Consider the following 17,642-nt stretch of genomic DNA (forward strand, 5'->3'; position numbering starts at 1 on the left):
AGCTTGGCGGTTCTATTCTGACTGCCGGGTTTGTCGGAGAAAGGGGCGACGGTGCGCGCACTGCACACGGGGGCGACGGGCCGGCGTGACCGGCAAGCCAGGCGGAAGTCGTGACGCGGGGCAGCTCCACCGCGCGGGCCGCGGGGATCGTGACGCTGGTGGTGGCGGGGCTGCTCGGCTCCGCGTACGTGCTGGGCCGCAGCCTCGTCCCCGACCAGACGCCTCGGCAGTCCACCGGCGTCACCACGAGCGCCGACGGACCGCACTACGCCGACCAGCCCGGCGTTGGCGAGCCGGGCGGAGCCCCGAGCGCCAGCGCAAGCGCGGCTGGGACCGGCCCAGCCGAGGCCGGCCAGGACGGGTCCGGACGGGACGCCGGAGGCGACAACCTGTTCGGCGCGCACGCCACCACCGGCACCCCGAGGCTCGCGCTGACCTTCGACGACGGGCCGGACCCGCGCTACACGCCGCAGGTCCTCGCCCTCCTGCGCGAATACGACGTGCGCGCCACGTTCTGCGTGGTCGGCGAGAACGCGCAGAACCACCCCGACCTGGTCCAGTCGATCGTGGACGCCGGGCACACCCTGTGCAACCACTCCTGGCACCACGACGTCGGCCTGGGCGCCCGGTCGGCCGACGCGATCCGCTCCGACCTCCTGCGCACCAACGCGGCGATCCGGGCGGCGGTGCCGAACGCCCCGATCGTCTGGTACCGCCAGCCGGGCGGAGCCTGGACGTACCCGGTGGTGTCGGTGGCGCGGCAGCTCGGCATGACCCCGCTGCACTGGTCGGTGGATCCGTCGGACTGGGAGCTACCCGGCGCTACCAAGATCACTGCGACGGTGCTGAGCCAGGCCGAACCGGGCTCGGTGGTGCTGCTGCACGACGCCGGTGGGGACCGGCAGGGCACGGTGGAGGCGCTGCGCCGGATCCTGCCCGACCTGACCGCCCGGTTCGAGCTGGAGGCACTCCCCACCGACCCGACGTGAGCCGCGGCTTTACGGCGACGCTCCGGGCGTCACGACACGCAACGGATACGGTGGCGGGATGAGCAGCGCGGAGCCGACCAGCGACCAGGTGACCCGGAGCGACCAACTGGCGCCGGCGGAGATCGCCGACGTACTCGCCCTCGCCCGCGCCGCAGGTGACACGGACGGAGCGGACCCGCTCGACGAACACGTCCTGCTGCGGCTGCGCGACCCTGACGCCCCCGCCGTGCATCTGATCGCCCGCGCCGACGATGGCACCCTCACCGGGTACGCCCACCTGGACACCACCGACCCGGTCGGTGGGATCGGGGTCGAGCTGGTGGTGCACCCCGCGTACCGGCGACGGGGCACCGGGCGGGCGCTCGCCCGGGGCGTACTCGCCTCGGCCACCGGGCCGCTGCGGGCGTGGGCGCACGGCGACCACCCCTCGGCCGCCGCGCTCGCCGTCGACCTCGGCTTCGCCCGCGCCCGGGTGCTCTGGCAGTTGCGCCGGCCGTTGGCGGCCCCGCTGGGTGAGCCGCGCCTGCCCGACGGGGTGGCGCTACGCGCGTTCCGGCCCGGGGCAGACGACGCGGCCTGGTTGGCCCTCAACGCACGGGCCTTCGTCGAGCACCCCGAACAGGGTCGGTGGACATCGGACGACCTGCGGGTCCGCCTCGCCGAGCCGTGGTTCGACCCGGCGGGCTTCCTGCTCGCCGAGGAGACCGCGACCGGCCGACTGCTCGGTTTCCACTGGACCAAGGTGCACGAGCGGCCGGGGTCGGCCCGGATCGGCGAGGTGTACGTCCTGGGGGTGGAGCCGACCGCGCACGGTGGCGGGCTCGGCCGGGCCCTGACCACCGCCGGGCTGGCACACCTGCGGGACAAGCGTGGCCTCGACCGGGTGATGCTCTTCGTGGACGACTCGAACACCGGGGCCGTCGCGCTCTACGAGCGGCTGGGCTTCGCCCGCTGGTCCGCGCACATCAACTACCACCTGGGCTGACCGTCCTCCACAGCGGGCCGGTAGAACCTCACTCTGACTCTACCGGCCCAGCCGAGGAAAGCTAACACTCAGTATTCACATTACCCATTTGATCGCCCTGCAGATAGATTCCACTAACCCAGCCGTGGCCACCATTCTTCAGATCAATCAGAACCCAATACTTGTTGGTGTAGCCGAGATCCTTTACCGTCTGGCCGATGACGTAGCATTGAGCCGGGTAGCCGTTGGAGGCATAGATCTTGCCAACAATGGAGGCGCTGGTACTGGTGTTGGATCGAACATTCGCATCATGCCAGGCCCATACCGTGTATGGTGCCGCGAGGGCGGGCGTGCCTGTAGAAACCAAGCCTAGGCATACGGTGGCTGCAATCATCGCAATAGCCCGCGGAATCTTACCAATCACCTTCATTGCAATGCCCTTTCTCGCGTTCGCATCTGGAATAAATGATCACCACGTCAAGCAGGAAAGTCAATGGATCACTCGAAGTGAATTCGTTTACGGTTCTCTTCATCCCGCCGCCGCCTTGCATTAAGCGCCAATTCACGTCCATGAACCACTGCGCCTCGGCGCCGAGGGCCAGTTGGATTCGATTGAGGCCATCCACGTCGACATCGGCGCCGGCAGGACAGCGACCAAGATCCCGTGACCGGACAGCGTCTACACGGCCACGATCCGACCACGCAGCAAGGAACGCGGCAGACCCGATTGCGCGGGGCATCCATCGCTGAGGTTCCAGCGGACGCCGCACCGGCATCGCCATGCGTCAAGCGGCACGGCACGTGGAGCAATGAGGGCTGGCCATAAGGCCCCACACCTGCTGATTCGGGATGGGAGTTTGCCTAACGGACAACTTGCACTCAGCCAACAGCAACTCTCGAGACCAAGGTTGTTCACCCTTCGTTAACTTCTGGCCGGCAAACCGTCCACCTGGCACTTCTAGCTTTCGTGTCAGCCGGTCAGTGCCGGTCCTCGGGCCCCGGGATCGGGGCGCCAAGTCAGACGCGAAGGGAAACCCCTCAGGTGAAGCTCCAGCGGTACGGCACTCTTGCCTGCCTCGCTCTTGCCGCGACGCTCGGCCTCAGTGCATGCGGCTCGGACAACAACGAGCCCACCCCCGGCGCCAGCGCCGCGGGCTCGGCCGCCGCGGTCGACTGCGGTACCGGCACGGTCAACGCCCAGGGCTCCTCGGCCCAGAAGAACGCCATGGCCGAATGGATCAAGGCGTACCAGCAGAAGTGCACCGGCACCACGATCAACTACGAGGCTTCCGGCTCGGGCGCCGGCATTCAGGCGTTCATCGCCGGGACCGCCGACTTCGCCGGCTCCGACTCCGCGCTCAAGCCGGAGGAGCAGCCGCAGGCCGATGCCAAGTGCGCCGGTGGCGCGGCCCTCAACCTCCCGATGGTGATCGGCCCGGTCGCGGTCGTCTACAACGCCGGCACTGGCGTGGATAACCTGCAGTTCAAGCCAGCCACTCTGGCGAAGATCTTCGCCGGCAAGGTGACCAAGTGGGACGACGCAGCGATCAAGGCGGACAACCCGGACGCCAAGCTTCCGTCCGCCACCATCCAGACGGTCCACCGCTCTGACGAGTCGGGCACCACCGACAACTTCACCAAGTACCTGTCGAAGACCGCCGAGTCGGACTGGACCTTCGGCAACGCCAAGGCGTGGAAGGCCCCGGGCGGTATCGGTGCCGCCAAGTCCGACGGCGTGGCCAGCAAGGTCAAGAGCACGGTCGGCACGATCAGCTACGTCGAGTGGTCGTACGCCGAGAACTCCGGCCTGAACATGGCCAAGGTGCAGAACGGTGCCGGCGAGTGGGCCGCGCTGACCGCCGAGTCGGCCGGCAAGACCATCGCCGGGGCGAAGGTCGAGGGCCAGGGCGACGACCTCAAGCTGTCGATCGACTACAACACCAAGGAGGCCGGGGCCTACCCGATCGTCCTGGCGACGTACGAGATCGTCTGCAGCAAGGGCCTCGCCGCCGACAAGCTGAAGCTGGTCAAGGGCCTGCTGGGCCACGCCGCCAGCGCCGAAGGCCAGGCCTCTCTGACCGAGCTGGGCTACGCCCCGCTGCCGGAGACGGTCCGCACCAAGGTCGAGACCGCGGTCAAGAACCTCTCCTGACCCGACCCCACCACCTCAGCAACGGAATCGAGCGAGCAGATGGGTGAAACCCCTCACCGCTCGGCCGACGCCGGCACCGGCGGGACGCGCGTGACCCAGAGTCACGAGTGGCCCGCCGGTGCCTCGGCGCGTGTGGCCGAGGCACCAGTCAGCACCCGTTCCCCGGGCGGCACCGGGCTGGGCGGCGGCGGCGCACTGCCCCGAAACCGGAAGTTCGGTGCCGAGCGGGCCTTCCGTGGCCTCACCATGGCCGCCGGGACGACGGTATTGGTCATCATCGTGGCCATTGCGGCCTTCCTGATCGCGAAGGCGATCCCGGCCCTACGCGCCAACACGGCGAGCTTCTGGACCTTCGAGGGTTGGTTCCCGAACGACAACCCGCCGACGTTCGGCATTGGTGCGCTCGCCTTCGGCACCGTGCTCACCGCCGCCCTGGCTCTGCTCATGGCCGTTCCGGTGGCCATGGGCATCGCGCTGTTCCTGTCCCACTACGCGCCCCGGCGACTCGGCAACGCGCTCGGCTTCCTGATCGACCTGCTGGCCGCCGTACCCAGTGTGGTGTTCGGCCTGTGGGGCCGCGACTACCTCATCGGTCCGGTGTCGGACCTGTCGGTCTGGCTCAACAAGTACTTCAGCTGGATCCCGATCTTCGGCGGCGACGGCCCGTACGGCAACTCGATCCTGCTCGGCTCCCTGGTCCTGGCGATCATGATCCTGCCGATCGTCACCTCGCTCACCCGCGAGGTGTTCCTCCAGACGCCGACCGCCAACGAGGAAGCCGCCATCGCCCTGGGCGCCACCCGCTGGGAGATGCTGCGCACGGCCGTGCTGCCGTATGGCCGCCCCGGCATCATCGCCGCGGTGATGCTCGGCCTGGGCAGGGCGCTGGGCGAGACCATCGCGCTGGCGTTGACTCTCGGCTCCACCTACGCCATCTCGTTCAACGTGCTTGAGTCCGGCGGCAACACCATCGCTGCCAACATCGCCAACCGGTTCGCCGAGGCGAATGACACCGGCCGGGGCGCTCTGATCGCCTCTGGCCTGGTGCTGTTCGCGATCACCTTGATCGTAAACATCATCGCGCGGGCGATCATCTACCGCCGCCGGGAGTTCACGGAGTCCGCCGCATGACCCCCACCGTCACGTCCCACCGCACTCGGCCACCGGCCCAGCCGGCGTCACTGCGGGCCAGACGGCTGCCCTGGTACGCCGCACCTGCCATCGCCGTAGCGGCCCTGGCACTCTCCGTCGTGATCGTCTACGGCACCGGGATCGGCGGCCCGGTCCTCGTGATCGTCCTCGGCGCGGTGCTCTACCTGGTTGGGCTCTTCGCTGCGGCCAACGCGGTCGAGGGACGGCGGTCGGCCCGCAACCGCACCTGGAGCGCGTTGATCCACTCCGCGTTCGTGCTGGCGGTACTGCCGCTCGCCTCGGTCGTCTGGACGCTGGTGAGCAAGGGCACCGAGCGGCTCGACGGCGACTTCTTCAACACCTCGATGAACAACATCGGGGCCCGCGACCCGAACGGCGGTGCGTACCACGCGATCGTCGGCACGCTGGAGCAGGTCGGCATCGCCACCCTGATCACCGTGCCGCTCGGCATCCTCTGCGCGATCTACATCGTCGAGTACGGGCGGGGCAAGTTCGCCTTCGCAATCCGGTTCTTCGTCGACGTCATGACCGGTATCCCGTCGATCGTCACCGGCCTCTTCGTGCTGGCGTTCTGGGTGCTGATCGTCTCGCCGTGGTTCAACGACGGCCGGCCGAGCTTCTCCGGCTTCGCGGCCGCGCTGGCCCTTGCCGTACTGATGCTGCCGACCATCGTCCGGTCCACCGAGGAGATGCTCCGCCTCGTGCCGGCCCCACTGCGTGAGGGCGCCTATGCGCTCGGCGTGCCGAAGTGGAAGACAATCCTGCGGGTCGTGCTGCCGACCGCGCTGCCCGGCATCGTCACCGGCGTCATGCTCGCCATCGCCCGTGCGGCCGGCGAGACCGCCCCGGTGCTGTTGGTCGCCGGCGGGGGCGCGGCGATCAACTTCAACCCCTTCGAGAACAACCAGTCGTCGCTGGCCCTCTTCGTCTACCAGCAGGCTGGCGAGGCCTCCAAGTACTCGCCGGCACGGGCGTGGACCGCGGCACTCACCCTGGTCGCCCTCGTACTCATCCTGACGATCGCGGCGAAGCTGCTGGCCCGTCGCAACAGGCTCAGCCGATGAACCCCGGAGGTACCACCATGGCCAAGCGCGTCTCCGCCTCGAACGTCACCGCGTACTACGGCGGCTTCAAGGCAATCGAGAACATCAACCTGACGGTCGAGCCGAAGACGGTCACCGCCCTCATCGGGCCGTCCGGTTGCGGCAAGTCGACGTTCCTGCGGTCGATCAACCGGATGCACGAGGTGCTGCCGGGGGCCCGGGTCGAGGGCAGCCTGACCATCGACGACCAGGACATCTACGACCGGGACGTGGACGTCACTGCGGTCCGGCGCACCATCGGCATGGTCTTCCAGCGGCCGAACCCGTTCCCCACCATGAGCATCTTCGAGAACGTGGTGGCCGGGCTGAAGCTCAACGGGGTCCGCAAGAAGTCGATCCTGGAGGACGCGGCCGAGAAGGCCCTGCGCGCCGCGAACCTGTGGGGCGAGGTCAAGGACCGGCTGGCCAAGCCCGGCGCGGGCCTCTCCGGCGGTCAGCAGCAGCGGCTCTGCATCGCCCGGACCATCGCGGTCGAGCCGCAGGTCGTTCTGATGGACGAGCCGTGCTCCGCCCTGGACCCGATCTCCACGCTGGCGATCGAGGACCTGATGTTCCAGCTCAAGGACAAGTTCACGATCATCATCGTGACGCACAACATGCAGCAGGCAGCGCGTGTCTCGGACCGGACCGCCTTCTTCTCGATCGAGAAGACCGGCGACCCGGGCCGGCTGATCGAGTACGACAACACCCAGAAGATCTTCAGCAACCCGAGCGTGAAGAAGACCGAGGACTACATCACCGGCCGCTTCGGCTGAACCGACCACGTCCGGTCACCGGCGCCCCGCCTCACGGCGTGGGCGCCGGTGCCATGTCCAGCTCTGCGGCAGGGCCCGTGGTCAGCCCAGGACGAAGCGGGGTTCACCGTCCGGGGGCAGGTCCAGGCGCGGGGTGACCGGGCTGGCGGCGTCTCGATCGGCCGCCGCCCGCGCCACCCCGGCCAGGTCGCCGGCCGCCGCCACCTGGGCCAGCGTGACCACTGTCGGTGGCAGCATGGTCAGCTCGCCGGCCTGCGCGCGGGCCAGCGCGTCCGCCGGGCGGATCCACAGGGTGTGGTCGGCCTCGCCAGAGACGTCGCGGGTCCGCTGTCCCGCCGGCAACAGGGCGATGAAGAAGTACGTGTCGAAGCGGCGCGGCTCGAACTCGGGAGTGATCCACCGGCTCCACGGCAGCAGCAGGTCCGACCGAAGGGTGAGCTGACGGTCGGCGAGCAGCGCCGCGAAGCCCAGCCGCCGTCCCTCCAGGTCCTGCCGGGCCGCCTCCCAGTCGTCACCGCTGACGTCGCCCACCACTGTCTCCCGGTTCGGACCGGCGAGCAGTACTCCGGCCTCCTCGAAGACCTCCCGCGCGGCGGCGCAGACCACCGCCTGCGCGGCCTGCGGGGCCACCCCGAGCCGGTCCGCCCACTCTCCCGGCGTCGGGCCCGCCCAGTCCAGGTGCGCCTCCGAGTCGGAGCGGTCCACCCCGCCTCCGGGGAAGGCGTACATCCCGCCGAAGGTCATCGCGGCGACCCGGCGGATGACGTACACCTCGAAGTCGGCGTCGGTCGGACGCAGCAGCAGCACGGTGGCCGCGACCCGCGGCGTCGCCGGGGTGCCGCCCTCGGCCTGGAACCGGCGGGCGTGCTCGACCAGGGCGGCCGGGGCGGCGAAGCCGTCACTGTCGATCGTCATGCCCGCGAGCCTAGTTCCCGACAGCGCGATTGCCTTCCGCGCGCCAAGCCACGAAGCGGTCGGCTCGGTCGGGGCCCGGTCCACGACTTGAGCGGTATACCTCTGAGGCATATTTATGACTCAGAGGTATACCGCTCGTCAGGGTGGCAGGCCCGAGCCGCGCGCCGGTCGGGGCGTGGTCGCGGTCGCCGCCGAACTAGATGGCGTCGGGGCAGGCCGCATGTCGGGGCAGCGCGAGGCGGCCCCAGCGGGCCGGGCAACGCGAACCGGGCAGCAGCAAGCCCGCCAGCAGCAGGCCGGGCAGCGGGCGGTTCACCTGGCTCGGCTAGCGTTCCGGCATGACTCGTTGGGGCATCCTGGCCACCGGCCACATCGCCAGCCGTTTCGCCGAAGACCTCCGGCTGGTGCCGGACGCCGAGTTGGTAGCGGTCGGTTCCCGCGCCGCGGAGAGCGCCCGGCGCTTCGCCGACACGTACGGCGCGAAGCGCGCCTACGGCTCCTGGGTGGAGTTGGCCGCCGACCCGGAGGTGGACGCGATCTACGTGGCGACCCCGCATTCCGCGCACTACGAGGCGGCGATGACCTGCCTCACCGCCGGGCGGGCGGTGCTGTTGGAGAAGCCGTTCACCCTCGACCTGGCCACCAGCACCGAGTTGGTGGACACCGCCCGCGCCGCCGGGGTCTTCCTGATGGAGGCCATGTGGATGCGGCTGAATCCGATGATCCTGCGGGTGGTCGAGTTGATCGCGGACGGGGCGATCGGCACGGTGACCGGCGTGCGGGCCGACTTCGGGGTGGCCGGGCCGTTCCCGCCGGAGCACCGGATGCGCAACGCGGCGCTGGGCGGGGGCGCCCTGCTGGACCTGGGGATCTACCCGATCAGCCTGGCCCACCTGCTGCTCGGGGTGCCGCAGCACATCCGGTCCTGGGCGCAGCTCGGCCCGGAGGGGACGGACGAGAACACCGGAATGCTGTTCGGCTACGACACCGGAGCCCTGGCGACCCTGAGCTGCGGCATGGTCGGGTTGAGCGGGCAGACCGCCTCGGTAACGGGCACCACGGGGCGGATCGACCTGCCGGAGCCGTTCTTCCGGCCGGGTTCGGTGACAGTGCACCGGGCCGGCGCGGAGCCGGAGACGATCGTCGCCGACGGGGCCGGCAACGGCTACCAGTACGAGGCGATCGAGGTGCAGCGCTGCCTGGCCGCCGGCCTGACCGAGAGCCCGGTGGTGCCGCACACCACGACCCTTGAGGTGATGACCCTGCTGGACACGGTCCGCGAGCAGATCGGCGTCCGGTACGTCTGACCAGCGGAAGGGCCCCCGGCCACGGCTAGACCGTGACCGGGGGCCCTTCCGGAGACTCAGCCGAAGAGCGGCCGGACCAGCAGGTACGTGACGCACGCGATCAGCGCGGCGGCCGGGAACGTGATGATCCAGGCGAGCACGATGTTGCCGGCCACGTTCCAGCGGACCGCGGAGAGTCGCTTGGTCGCGCCCACACCCATGATCGCCGAGGTGATGGTGTGGGTGGTGGAGATCGGTGCCTTCAGCACCAGCGCGTTGAAGTAGAGCACCGCGCTGGCGACGGTCTCGGCGGCGAAGCCCTCCGGCGGCCCCAGGTCGATGATCTTGCGACCGAGGGTACGTATGATCCGCCAGCCGCCGGCGTACGTGCCGAGGGCCAGCATCGTCGCCGAGGTCCAGAACACCCACCCCGGGATGTGCGTCTTGCTCTCCTGGAAACCACCGGTGTAGAGCGCCAGCACCACGATGCCCATGGTCTTGGCGGCGTCCTGCATGCCGTGGCCGACCGACATGGCGGCCGCCGAGGCGGTCTGCGCCCAGCGGAAGCCCCGGTTGAGCTTGCCCGGCTGCCCCTTGCGGAACAGCCAGAGGATGGCCAGCATCAGCAGGTAGCCGAGGGTGAGGCCGACGATCGGCGACAGCACCATCGGCAGCAGCACCTTCTCGCCGATGTTGCCCCACTGCACGATGCCGCCGGTGGACAGCAGGGTCGCGCCGACCAGACCGCCGAAGAGCGCGTGCGAGGACGACGAGGGCAGACCGAAGTACCAGGTGATCAGGTTCCAGGCGATCGCCCCGAGCACCCCGGCGAAGACCACCCCGAGGCTGTTCACCCCGGTCGGAAGGGTGACCAGACCGTCGCCGACGGTCTTGGCCACGCCGGCGCCGAAGTGGGCGCCGACGAAGTTGCCGACCGCGGCGAGCCCGAGGGCGATCCGAGGTGTCAGCGCCCGGGTGGAGACGCTGGTGGCGATCGCGTTGGCGGCGTCGTGGAAGCCGTTGGTGTAGTCGAACGCCAAGGCCACCGCGATCACCGCCAGCACGGCGATGAGTTCAGGGGACACCGGCTCAGGACTCCTTGACGGCGATGGTCTCGACGGTGTTGGCCACGTGCTCGAAGGCGTCGCAGGCGGCCTCCAACTCGTCGGCGACCTCCTTCATCTTCAGCACCGTCAACGCGTCGTACTCACCGGAGAAGAGCCGGACGAGCAGCTGCCGGTTGATCCGGTCGCCCTCGTTCTCCAGCCGGTTGCACTCGATCCAGTAGTCCTCGAGATCCTTCATCGACTTCAGCCGGGGCATCGCGTCGGCGGTCAGCTTGGCCTGCTGGTCGAGCACGTTGACCATCTCGTGCAGCTCGCGGGGCAGCGCCGGAAGCTCGGTCAGCCCGTACAGGTAGAGCAGGTCGCCGACCGCTTCCAGGTGGTCCATCACGTCGTCCAGCAGCGAGCCGAGCCGGTAGATGTCCTCCCGGTCGAACGGGGTGATGAAGGTCGAGTTGATCTTCTTGTACAGCTCGTGGGTGATCTGGTCGCTGTCGTGCTCGACCTCGGTCAGCCGCTCGCTGACGGACTGCACGTCCACGCCGGGCAGGGCCAGCTCGTTGAGCAGCGCGGTGCCCCGGACCAGGTTCTGCGCGGCCCTGGTGAAGAGCTCGTAGAAGGCGCCCTCGGTGGGGCGGAAGGAAAACTTCACAGCACAGACCTCGTCGCGTCGGTGGAAGGGTGGCGGCGCCCGAGAGCGCCCGCTCGGTGAATGCTAGAAAACGGCAGAACCGGGAATTCGCCGGCCCACCCCTGGCCAGGCACCATTCACCGGTCGTTCACCTGCCGTTCATCTCGGCCGCCCCACCCGCACCCGCTCCCCCAGCCAACAGGCGCTTCCGCTCCCGCGCCACGTCGAAATCGGCAGCCGGATACCCCAGATCGAGCGTGTCGAACGTCTCACGCAGCAGGTGGGCCACCGCCCAGTCCCGGTACCACTTGCGGTCCGCCGGCACCACGAACCAGGGCGCGGCGTCCGTGCCGCACCGGCTCAGGGCCTCGGCGTACGCGGCCTGATAGTCGTCCCAGTGCCCCCGCGAGTCGATGTCGGAGGGGTTGTACTTCCAGTGCTTGCGCGGGTCGGTGAGCCGGTCCATCAGACGCTTGCCCTGCTCGTCGTACGAGATGTGCAGCATCACCTTGATCAGGGTGACGCCGCCCTCGGTCAGCTCCCGCTCGAACGAGTTGATTTCGTCATAGCGGGCTCGCCAGGTCGTCTCCGGCACCAGCGAGCCGACCCGGGCGATCAACACGTCCTCGTAGTGCGAACGGTTGAACATCCCCACGTACCCCGGCGGTGGCAGTTCCCGGCGAATCCGCCAGAGGAAGTCGTGCCGCAGCTCCTGGCGGGTCGGCGGCCCGAAAGAGCGGATGTGCAGGCCCAGCGGGTTCATCGCGCCGGCCACCCGCTTGATCGTCCCGTCCTTGCCGCCGCAGTCCATGGCCTGGAGCACCAGCAGCACGCGGTGCGCCGGCTGCTCCGACCCGGTCTTGGCCATCGCGAAGAGCATCTCCTGCTGCCGGCCCAGCTCCTCGCCGACCAGTTCCACCTGCTCCCGCGCCCAGGTCTTACGGTGCTCGCCGCGGCCCGCGGGTTCCGGCAGGCCGGGCATGGACCGCGGGTCGATCGCGCCGAGATCCACCGGCGCGGTGACCCGCAGCAGGTCCCGCACGGAACCGCCGTCCGGTGCCACGATCTGCCCTTGCTCGGGTGCGCTCATGCACGGATCATCGCCCACCCACCGCCGTTCCGCCCGCCGAGAGTCACCTCCGAAGCCGGGCCCGCTGATCGGCACCGACCGACCTCCGCCCACGGCAGCACCGGGCCACCGGGCCGTTTCGGGGCTGCCGGCGGGCCGACTCGGCGGGAGGATGTAGGCCGGGACGCCGACCGGAAGGGGTGGTGGGTCGTGCGGGAGCTGGCGACGGAGTTCGAGGCCGAGCGGGGCCGACTGCTCGCGGTGGCCCACCGGATGCTGGGCAGCCGCAGCGAGGCGGAGGACGCGGTGCAGGAGACCTGGCTGCGCTACGCCGGGGCGCTGGCCGAGCCGGCGGCCCGCGCCGAGATCCGGGAGCTGTCCGCGTGGCTGACCACCACCTGCGCTCGGATCTGCCTGGACGTGCTCCGCTCGGCCCGGGTCCGCCGGGAGGCGTACCCGGGGCAGTGGCTGCCGGAGCCGGTGGTGAGCCCGTTGGGCGGCCGGCCGACGGCCGACGGCTACGCACCCGACCCGGCGGAGCGGGCGGTGCGCACCGACCAGGTCGGCACGGCGCTGCTGGTGGTGCTGGAGCGGCTCGCGCCGGAGCAACGGGTCGCCCTCGTGCTGCACGACGTGTTCGCGCTGCCGTTCGCCCGGGTCGCGGGGGTCCTCGGCACCACCGAGGTGGCGGCCCGGCAGCTCGCCTCCCGGGCCCGGCGGGCGGTCACCTCGCCGGACGTACCCCGGCACACCGCCGACGCGGCCGAGCAACGCCGGGTGCTCAAGGCGTTCGTCGCCGCCACCGAGTCCGGCGAGCTGGACCAGCTGCTTCAGGTGCTCGCGCCGGACGTGGTCTTCGTCGGTGACTCGGGCGGGCACTTCCCGGCCGCCCGCTGGCCGGTGCTCGGCGCGGACTCCGTGGCTCGCCTCACGCTCGGCCTGTTCGGCCGGACCGGTCGGTACGTCGACCGGGTGCTGGCTCGGCCCGTGCTCGTCGACGGGATTCTCGGCCTACAGCTGGAGACGACGCACAGCGACGGGCGACCGATCCGCCTGGTCACCGCGTTCGCCGTGGACCAGGGCCGGATCACCGCCATCTACAACCAGCTCAACCCGGAGAAGCTGACCGACCTGCCGCCGCTGGACGCCGACGACGGTTGGCCGCCACGCTGGTGAGCCGGCCCGACCGGGCGTGCGGCCTCAGACCACCAGAGCCAACCACTTGCGGTACGCGGTGGCGAACGGCTCGGTGCCGTCGCCCAGGGCCCCGAACAGCCGCTGTGCCGCGGCCTCGGCCTCGGCCACCACGTCGTCCGGGTAGCCGAACCGGGCCCGGTGCTCGGCGAACTCGTCCTCGTCGAGCAGCTCCACCAGACCGGTGGCCCGACGCCGGACGACGTCCAGGTCAAGGTCGATCAGGTGGACGGTGTCGTCGGACTCCCAGCGGGCCGGGGTCGTGATGTCGCAGTAGACCTCGCTGGTGCGGGGCGGCGGGTTGAACATGGCCGTCCACCAGGCGCGGTGTGGCACCAACAGCACGAACGGGATCTTCTCCACCGAGGGCCGGCCGTGGTAGACCGACTGGGTGCCCTCGGGCACGCCGAGCCAGATGCCGAGATCGTCCTCGGTGAGCCGGCGGGCCGGGTAGTCGCGGTGGGCGCTGCCGTCGTACTTGCGGTAGATCACGCGGACCATGTCGCTCGGCATGATTCGCACCCTAACCGATACTGCCCACGCGTCGTAGCGCGGCCGTAACCGGACGGGGTCGGCCGCAACGCCCGCCCCGGTCGGCATCGCGCCACGCGGCGGATGGGCGCGGCCGGTGTCGGCGGCGCCGGGTACCGTCGCACGGTGACTCCGCCCCGCACCGCCACCGGTTCCGCCACCCCGTCGGCCCGTGCCAAGGGCCGGCGGCGGGGTGCCCGACCCAGTGGCACCGAGCTGCTGGCGGCGGCGGTCGGCGCGGTGCCCGGCGGCGCGGAGCGTCCCGGCCAACTGCAGATGACCACGGCGATCGAGGAGTGCGTGGCCGGCGGCGAGCATCTGCTCGTGCAGGCGGGCACCGGCACCGGCAAGTCGCTGGCCTACCTCGCGCCGGCGCTCACTGTGGACGGCCCGGTGGTGGTCTCCACGGCCACCCTGGCGTTGCAGTCCCAGTTGGTCGACCACGACCTGCCCCGGCTCGCCGACGCGGTCGAGCCGGTGCTCGGCCGCCGGCCCACCTTCGCCGTGCTGAAGGGCCGCCACCACTACCTCTGCCTCGCTCGACTGGACAACTCCACCGAGGAGGAGCCGGAGGACACCCTCTTCGACGCCCCCGCAGCGCGCCCTGGCGGCGGGACGAAGTGGCTCGGTGAGGCGGGCCGGCTGGGCAAGCAGGTCGAGCGCCTGCGCGACTGGGCCGAGAAGACCGCCACCGGCGACCGGGACGAACTGGACCCGGGCGTCGACGACCAGGCCTGGCGGCTGGTGTCGATGCCGGCACGCGAGTGCGTCGGCGCGGCCCGTTGCCCGTTCGGGCAGGAGTGCTTCGCCGAGGCGTCGCGGGCCCGCGCCCGGGAGGCCGATATCGTGGTGACCAACCACAGCCTGCTCGCTGTCGACATGCTCGCCGACCGGCACATCGTGCCGCCGCACAAGCTGCTCATCGTCGACGAGGCGCACGAGCTGGCCGACCGGGTCTCCTCCGCCGCCCAGGCGGAGCTGGTGCCGGAGCTGATCGACCGGACCACCCGTCGGGCCCGTACGCTGCTGCGCCCGGAGACCGCCGAGGCGCTCACCGCCGCCGGCGACGCCCTGGCGGTCGGGCTGGCCGAGGCGCCGGCCGGGCGGATCACCGCGGGGCTGCCGACGCCACTGCGGGAGGCGTGCACGCTGCTCGACGCGGCGACCCGCTCCGCCCTGGACGCGATCGGCGACGTCAAGGCCGACGACCCCGACCCGGTCCGCAAGCAGCAGGCCAAGGCCGCGCTGGACGAGCTCTCCACCACCGCGCAGCGGCTGCTGGAGGAGGGCGACCACGACGTGGCCTGGGTGGAGAAGAACGACAGCGGCAACCGCCGGGCACTGGTGGTCGCGCCGCTGTCGGTGGCCGGCACCCTCGCCACCCACCTGTACGACGAACGCACCGTCGTGGCCACCTCGGCGACCCTGGCGCTGGGCGGCCGGTTCGACACTGTCGCCCGCGCCCTCGGGCTGGACGCGCCACCGCCCGCCCCGCCGAGCCCCGCCGCGGCCGCGCTGGCCGCCCGCACCGGCCCCGGCCGGCCGGCTGCCGAGGCGCCGGGCCGTCGCCTCGCCGGCGACGTCACCCCGAACACCGTCGTCCCGGCCACCGAGGGCCCCGGGTGGCGGTCACTCGACGTCGGTTCGCCGTTCGACTACGCCCGGCAGGGCATCCTGTACGTCGCCGCGCACCTTCCCCGCCCCAGCGTCTCAGGGCTGCCCGAAGCTGCCGGAGAGGAGCTGCTCGGGCTGGTCGAGGCGCTCGGTGGTCGTACTCTCGGGCTCTTCTCCTCCCGGCGGGCCGCGCAGCAGGCGGCGGAGCTGTTGCGCGCGCGGACCGACCTGCCGGTGTTGCTCCAGGGCGAGGAGGCGCTGCCGCTGCTGGTGCGTCGCTTCCGCGAGGAGCGCGCCAGCTGCCTGTTCGGGGTGATGTCGCTCTGGCAGGGGGTGGATGTGCCGGGCGACGCCTGCCAGCTCGTCGTCATCGACCGGCTGCCCTTCCCCCGTCCGGACGAACCACTGGCGGCGGCCCGCGCGGCGGCCGTGGACGCGGGCGGCGGCTCCGGCTTCTCGGCGGTCAGCGTGCCGATCGCGGCGGTGAGGCTGGCTCAGGGCGTGGGCCGGCTGATCCGGGCGACCGGCGACCGGGGCGTGGTCGCGGTGCTCGACTCCCGGCTGGAGACGGCCCGAGGCTACGGGCCGTTCCTGCGCCGCTCGCTGCCCCCGTTCTGGTACACGACCCGCCCCGAGGTGGCCCGGGGCGCCCTGGAGCGCCTGGCCAAGTCCTGACCCGCCTGGGCAGGACCAGGATCGCGCTACAACGTGAAAAAAGTGGCCTCCCGCTGCCGGGAGGCCACTTTTTCCATGATCCTGCGTGATCTGGCGGGACGCGCGGGTCTAGGGGGCCTGGGAGGCGACGACCACGGCGTCGGGCGGGGTGTCCGGGACCCTGCGGGCGGCAAGCCGGCGGACCGCGGTGTTCAGCACCGCGATGAGCGGCACGGAGACCAGCGCGCCGGTGATCCCGGCGAGTACGACACCGGCGGCGATACCGATGATCACCGCGAGCGGGTGCAGGGCCACCGCCCGGCCCATGATCAGCGGCTGGAGCACGTGCCCCTCGATCTGCTGGACGCCGATCACCGCGCCAAGGATGATCAACGCGGTGACCGGGCCGCTGTCGACGAGGGCCACCAGCACCGCCACGCCGCCGGAGAGCGCCGCACCGACGATCGGGATGAACGCGCCGAGGAAGACCAGCGCGGCCAGTGGGAAGGCGAACGGGACATCGAAGACGACCAGGAAGATGCCGATGCCGACCGCGTCGATGAAGGCGACCAGCACTGTCGCGCGGACGTAGGCGCCGAGCGTGTGCCAGGAGGCGCGGCCGGCGTCGTCGACCTTCCACCGGGCGGCCACCGGCAGCAGCCGGACCAGGAAGCGCCAGATCCGGTTGCCGTCACGCAGGAAGAAGAACGTCGCGAAGAGCACCAGCAGCGTGCCGGTCAGCACCTCCGCCAGCGTCGCGGCCGTGCTCAGCGCGCCGCTGGTGAACTTGGAGGTGTTGTCGTTGATCCACGCCTGCGCCTCGTCGATATAGCGGTCGAGTTGGCCGTCGGAGAGGTGCAGCGGGCCCGTCTTCAGCCAGTCCTGGATCTGCCGCACGCCCTCCGAGGACTTCTCGCTCAGCTCCGGTACGCCGCGAATGAACTCGTTGACCACCAGCGTCAGCGTGCCGATCACCGCGGCCAGACCGCCGACCAGCACCACCGCCGTCGCCAGCGACCGGGGGAACCGGGCCCGCAGCAGCCAGCCCACCGCCGGGGCGAGCAGCGCGGAGAGCAGCAGCGCGATGGCCAGCGGAATGATCACGATCTTGATCGTGCCGACGATCCGCAGCAGCGCCCAGGCCACCACGCCGATCACGATCAGTCGCCAACACCACGCGGCGGCGATCCGGAGCCCGTGCGGAACGTCGGCGTCGTCCCGGCTGGTGGTGGAGCTGTGCAGGTCCACCGGAGGTTCCGCGCCGTAGACCGTGGCGCTCGGCGGCGCGGTCGGCCCCGGCACGGCCGGCGACGCCACCCGGGCCGCCTCCGACGCGTCGTTCAGCGCCTCACTGGAGGCACCCTCGTCGGCGCGCGCCGACTCCTGTCGTGACTGGTAGGCGCGGCGAAGCCGCCCGCGTACCCGCTCGAAGCGGCTCAAGCGCACCTCCTGGCAGAAAACCCGGCCCGCCAACGGCGACAGGTCGGACAGCATACGTCCGTTCCCGACACCGTAGGGCGGTTCCGCCACACAATGCCCCGACCACCTCCGGCGTAACCACCGGCCGGC

16 protein-coding genes are annotated in these 17,642 nt (G+C 70.9%); 9 read left to right on the forward strand and 7 right to left on the reverse strand.

Annotation, left to right across the window (positions count from 1 at the left end; all coding sequences use genetic code 11):
• Positions 1 to 110: 110 nt before the first annotated feature.
• Positions 111 to 989 carry a polysaccharide deacetylase family protein gene (locus GA0070561_RS19710; protein ID WP_091402856.1) on the forward strand — a complete coding sequence of 293 codons (879 nt, stop codon included), beginning with the start codon at positions 111 to 113 and terminating at the stop codon, positions 987 to 989.
• Between the two features lie 58 nt (positions 990 to 1,047).
• Positions 1,048 to 1,974 (forward strand): mycothiol synthase, encoded by a 927-nt coding sequence (mshD, locus tag GA0070561_RS19715; RefSeq protein ID WP_091402857.1) that lies wholly within the window; start codon positions 1,048 to 1,050, stop codon positions 1,972 to 1,974.
• A 61-nt stretch (positions 1,975 to 2,035) separates the two neighbouring features.
• On the opposite strand, the gene GA0070561_RS33105 is transcribed toward mshD, so the two are convergent.
• The gene (locus tag GA0070561_RS33105; RefSeq protein WP_141710405.1) at positions 2,036 to 2,383 is read right to left on the reverse strand and encodes an SH3 domain-containing protein; all 348 of its coding nucleotides are present in this window, start codon (positions 2,381 to 2,383) and stop codon (positions 2,036 to 2,038) included.
• Positions 2,384 to 2,995: 612 nt separating this feature from the next.
• Here GA0070561_RS33105 and pstS point away from each other — a divergent pair.
• From pstS to pstB, 4 genes are read left to right on the forward strand one after another with little or no spacing between them, the layout of a single operon-like run.
• Positions 2,996 to 4,105, forward strand: coding sequence for a phosphate ABC transporter substrate-binding protein PstS (gene pstS / locus GA0070561_RS19720; protein WP_091402858.1), 1,110 nt, complete (start codon positions 2,996 to 2,998; stop codon positions 4,103 to 4,105).
• A gap of 39 nt (positions 4,106 to 4,144) precedes the next feature.
• Positions 4,145 to 5,236: a phosphate ABC transporter permease subunit PstC gene (pstC, locus tag GA0070561_RS19725; RefSeq protein ID WP_091402859.1), complete on the forward strand. Its 1,092-nt coding sequence runs from the start codon at positions 4,145 to 4,147 to the stop codon at positions 5,234 to 5,236.
• Entirely contained in the window at positions 5,233 to 6,321 is a 1,089-nt protein-coding gene (gene pstA / locus GA0070561_RS19730; RefSeq protein ID WP_091402860.1) for a phosphate ABC transporter permease PstA, read from the forward strand. Before pstC ends, pstA begins: the two co-directional genes overlap by 4 nt.
• Before the next feature lie 17 nt (positions 6,322 to 6,338).
• Positions 6,339 to 7,115, forward strand: coding sequence for a phosphate ABC transporter ATP-binding protein PstB (pstB, locus tag GA0070561_RS19735; protein WP_091402861.1), 777 nt, complete (start codon positions 6,339 to 6,341; stop codon positions 7,113 to 7,115).
• 81 nt (positions 7,116 to 7,196) lie between these two features.
• Here the strand turns inward: pstB and GA0070561_RS19740 are convergent, their stop codons facing one another.
• Positions 7,197 to 8,030, reverse strand: a complete 834-nt coding sequence (locus GA0070561_RS19740; protein WP_091402863.1) for an NUDIX hydrolase — start codon at positions 8,028 to 8,030, stop codon at positions 7,197 to 7,199.
• Positions 8,031 to 8,368: 338 nt separating this feature from the next.
• Between GA0070561_RS19740 and GA0070561_RS19745 the strand changes: the two genes are divergently transcribed.
• On the forward strand, positions 8,369 to 9,337 hold the full coding sequence (locus GA0070561_RS19745; RefSeq protein WP_091402865.1) for a Gfo/Idh/MocA family protein: 969 nt from the start codon (positions 8,369 to 8,371) through the stop codon (positions 9,335 to 9,337).
• A gap of 56 nt (positions 9,338 to 9,393) precedes the next feature.
• Here GA0070561_RS19745 and GA0070561_RS19750 read toward each other — a convergent pair whose 3' ends face one another.
• From GA0070561_RS19750 to GA0070561_RS19760, 3 genes are all read right to left on the reverse strand, one after another.
• Entirely contained in the window at positions 9,394 to 10,401 is a 1,008-nt protein-coding gene (locus GA0070561_RS19750) for an inorganic phosphate transporter (protein ID WP_091402868.1), read from the reverse strand.
• A gap of 4 nt (positions 10,402 to 10,405) precedes the next feature.
• Positions 10,406 to 11,032, reverse strand: a complete 627-nt coding sequence (locus GA0070561_RS19755; RefSeq protein WP_030327784.1) for a DUF47 domain-containing protein — start codon at positions 11,030 to 11,032, stop codon at positions 10,406 to 10,408.
• 127 nt (positions 11,033 to 11,159) lie between these two features.
• Positions 11,160 to 12,101 (reverse strand): PPK2 family polyphosphate kinase, encoded by a 942-nt coding sequence (locus GA0070561_RS19760; RefSeq protein WP_091402871.1) that lies wholly within the window; start codon positions 12,099 to 12,101, stop codon positions 11,160 to 11,162.
• 189 nt (positions 12,102 to 12,290) lie between these two features.
• On the opposite strand from GA0070561_RS19760, the gene sigJ reads away from it, so the two are divergent.
• Complete coding sequence (gene sigJ, locus GA0070561_RS19765; RefSeq protein WP_091402874.1) at positions 12,291 to 13,256, forward strand: RNA polymerase sigma factor SigJ; 966 nt, start codon at positions 12,291 to 12,293, stop codon at positions 13,254 to 13,256.
• A 24-nt stretch (positions 13,257 to 13,280) separates the two neighbouring features.
• Here sigJ and GA0070561_RS19770 read toward each other — a convergent pair whose 3' ends face one another.
• Positions 13,281 to 13,787, reverse strand: coding sequence for a DUF402 domain-containing protein (locus tag GA0070561_RS19770; RefSeq protein WP_091402877.1), 507 nt, complete (start codon positions 13,785 to 13,787; stop codon positions 13,281 to 13,283).
• 102 nt (positions 13,788 to 13,889) lie between these two features.
• On the opposite strand from GA0070561_RS19770, the gene GA0070561_RS19775 reads away from it, so the two are divergent.
• Positions 13,890 to 16,094: an ATP-dependent DNA helicase gene (locus GA0070561_RS19775; protein ID WP_091402880.1), complete on the forward strand. Its 2,205-nt coding sequence runs from the start codon at positions 13,890 to 13,892 to the stop codon at positions 16,092 to 16,094.
• 108 nt (positions 16,095 to 16,202) lie between these two features.
• Here GA0070561_RS19775 and GA0070561_RS19780 read toward each other — a convergent pair whose 3' ends face one another.
• The gene (locus GA0070561_RS19780; RefSeq protein WP_244166322.1) at positions 16,203 to 17,567 is read right to left on the reverse strand and encodes an AI-2E family transporter; all 1,365 of its coding nucleotides are present in this window, start codon (positions 17,565 to 17,567) and stop codon (positions 16,203 to 16,205) included.
• Positions 17,568 to 17,642: the final 75 nt, after the last annotated feature.

This window comes from Micromonospora saelicesensis (assembly GCF_900091575.1).
GTDB classification, from domain to species: Bacteria; Actinomycetota; Actinomycetes; order Mycobacteriales; family Micromonosporaceae; genus Micromonospora; species Micromonospora saelicesensis.

Bases quoted from the DNA above. Each gene is read 5' to 3' on its own strand.
- pstB (WP_091402861.1), top strand. From the start codon at position 6,339: ATGGCCAAGCGCGTCTCCGCCTCGAACGTCACCGCGTACTACGGCGGC.
- mshD (WP_091402857.1), top strand. From the start codon at position 1,048: ATGAGCAGCGCGGAGCCGACCAGCGACCAGGTGACCCGGAGCGACCAA.
- pstC (WP_091402859.1), top strand. From the start codon at position 4,145: ATGGGTGAAACCCCTCACCGCTCGGCCGACGCCGGCACCGGCGGGACG.
- GA0070561_RS19780 (WP_244166322.1), bottom strand. From the start codon at position 17,567: ATGCTGTCCGACCTGTCGCCGTTGGCGGGCCGGGTTTTCTGCCAGGAG.
- GA0070561_RS19760 (WP_091402871.1), bottom strand. From the start codon at position 12,101: ATGAGCGCACCCGAGCAAGGGCAGATCGTGGCACCGGACGGCGGTTCC.
- GA0070561_RS19740 (WP_091402863.1), bottom strand. From the start codon at position 8,030: ATGACGATCGACAGTGACGGCTTCGCCGCCCCGGCCGCCCTGGTCGAG.
- pstA (WP_091402860.1), top strand. From the start codon at position 5,233: ATGACCCCCACCGTCACGTCCCACCGCACTCGGCCACCGGCCCAGCCG.
- GA0070561_RS19775 (WP_091402880.1), top strand. From the start codon at position 13,890: ATGGGCGCGGCCGGTGTCGGCGGCGCCGGGTACCGTCGCACGGTGACT.
- GA0070561_RS33105 (WP_141710405.1), bottom strand. From the start codon at position 2,383: ATGAAGGTGATTGGTAAGATTCCGCGGGCTATTGCGATGATTGCAGCC.
- GA0070561_RS19745 (WP_091402865.1), top strand. From the start codon at position 8,369: ATGACTCGTTGGGGCATCCTGGCCACCGGCCACATCGCCAGCCGTTTC.
- GA0070561_RS19770 (WP_091402877.1), bottom strand. From the start codon at position 13,787: ATGCCGAGCGACATGGTCCGCGTGATCTACCGCAAGTACGACGGCAGC.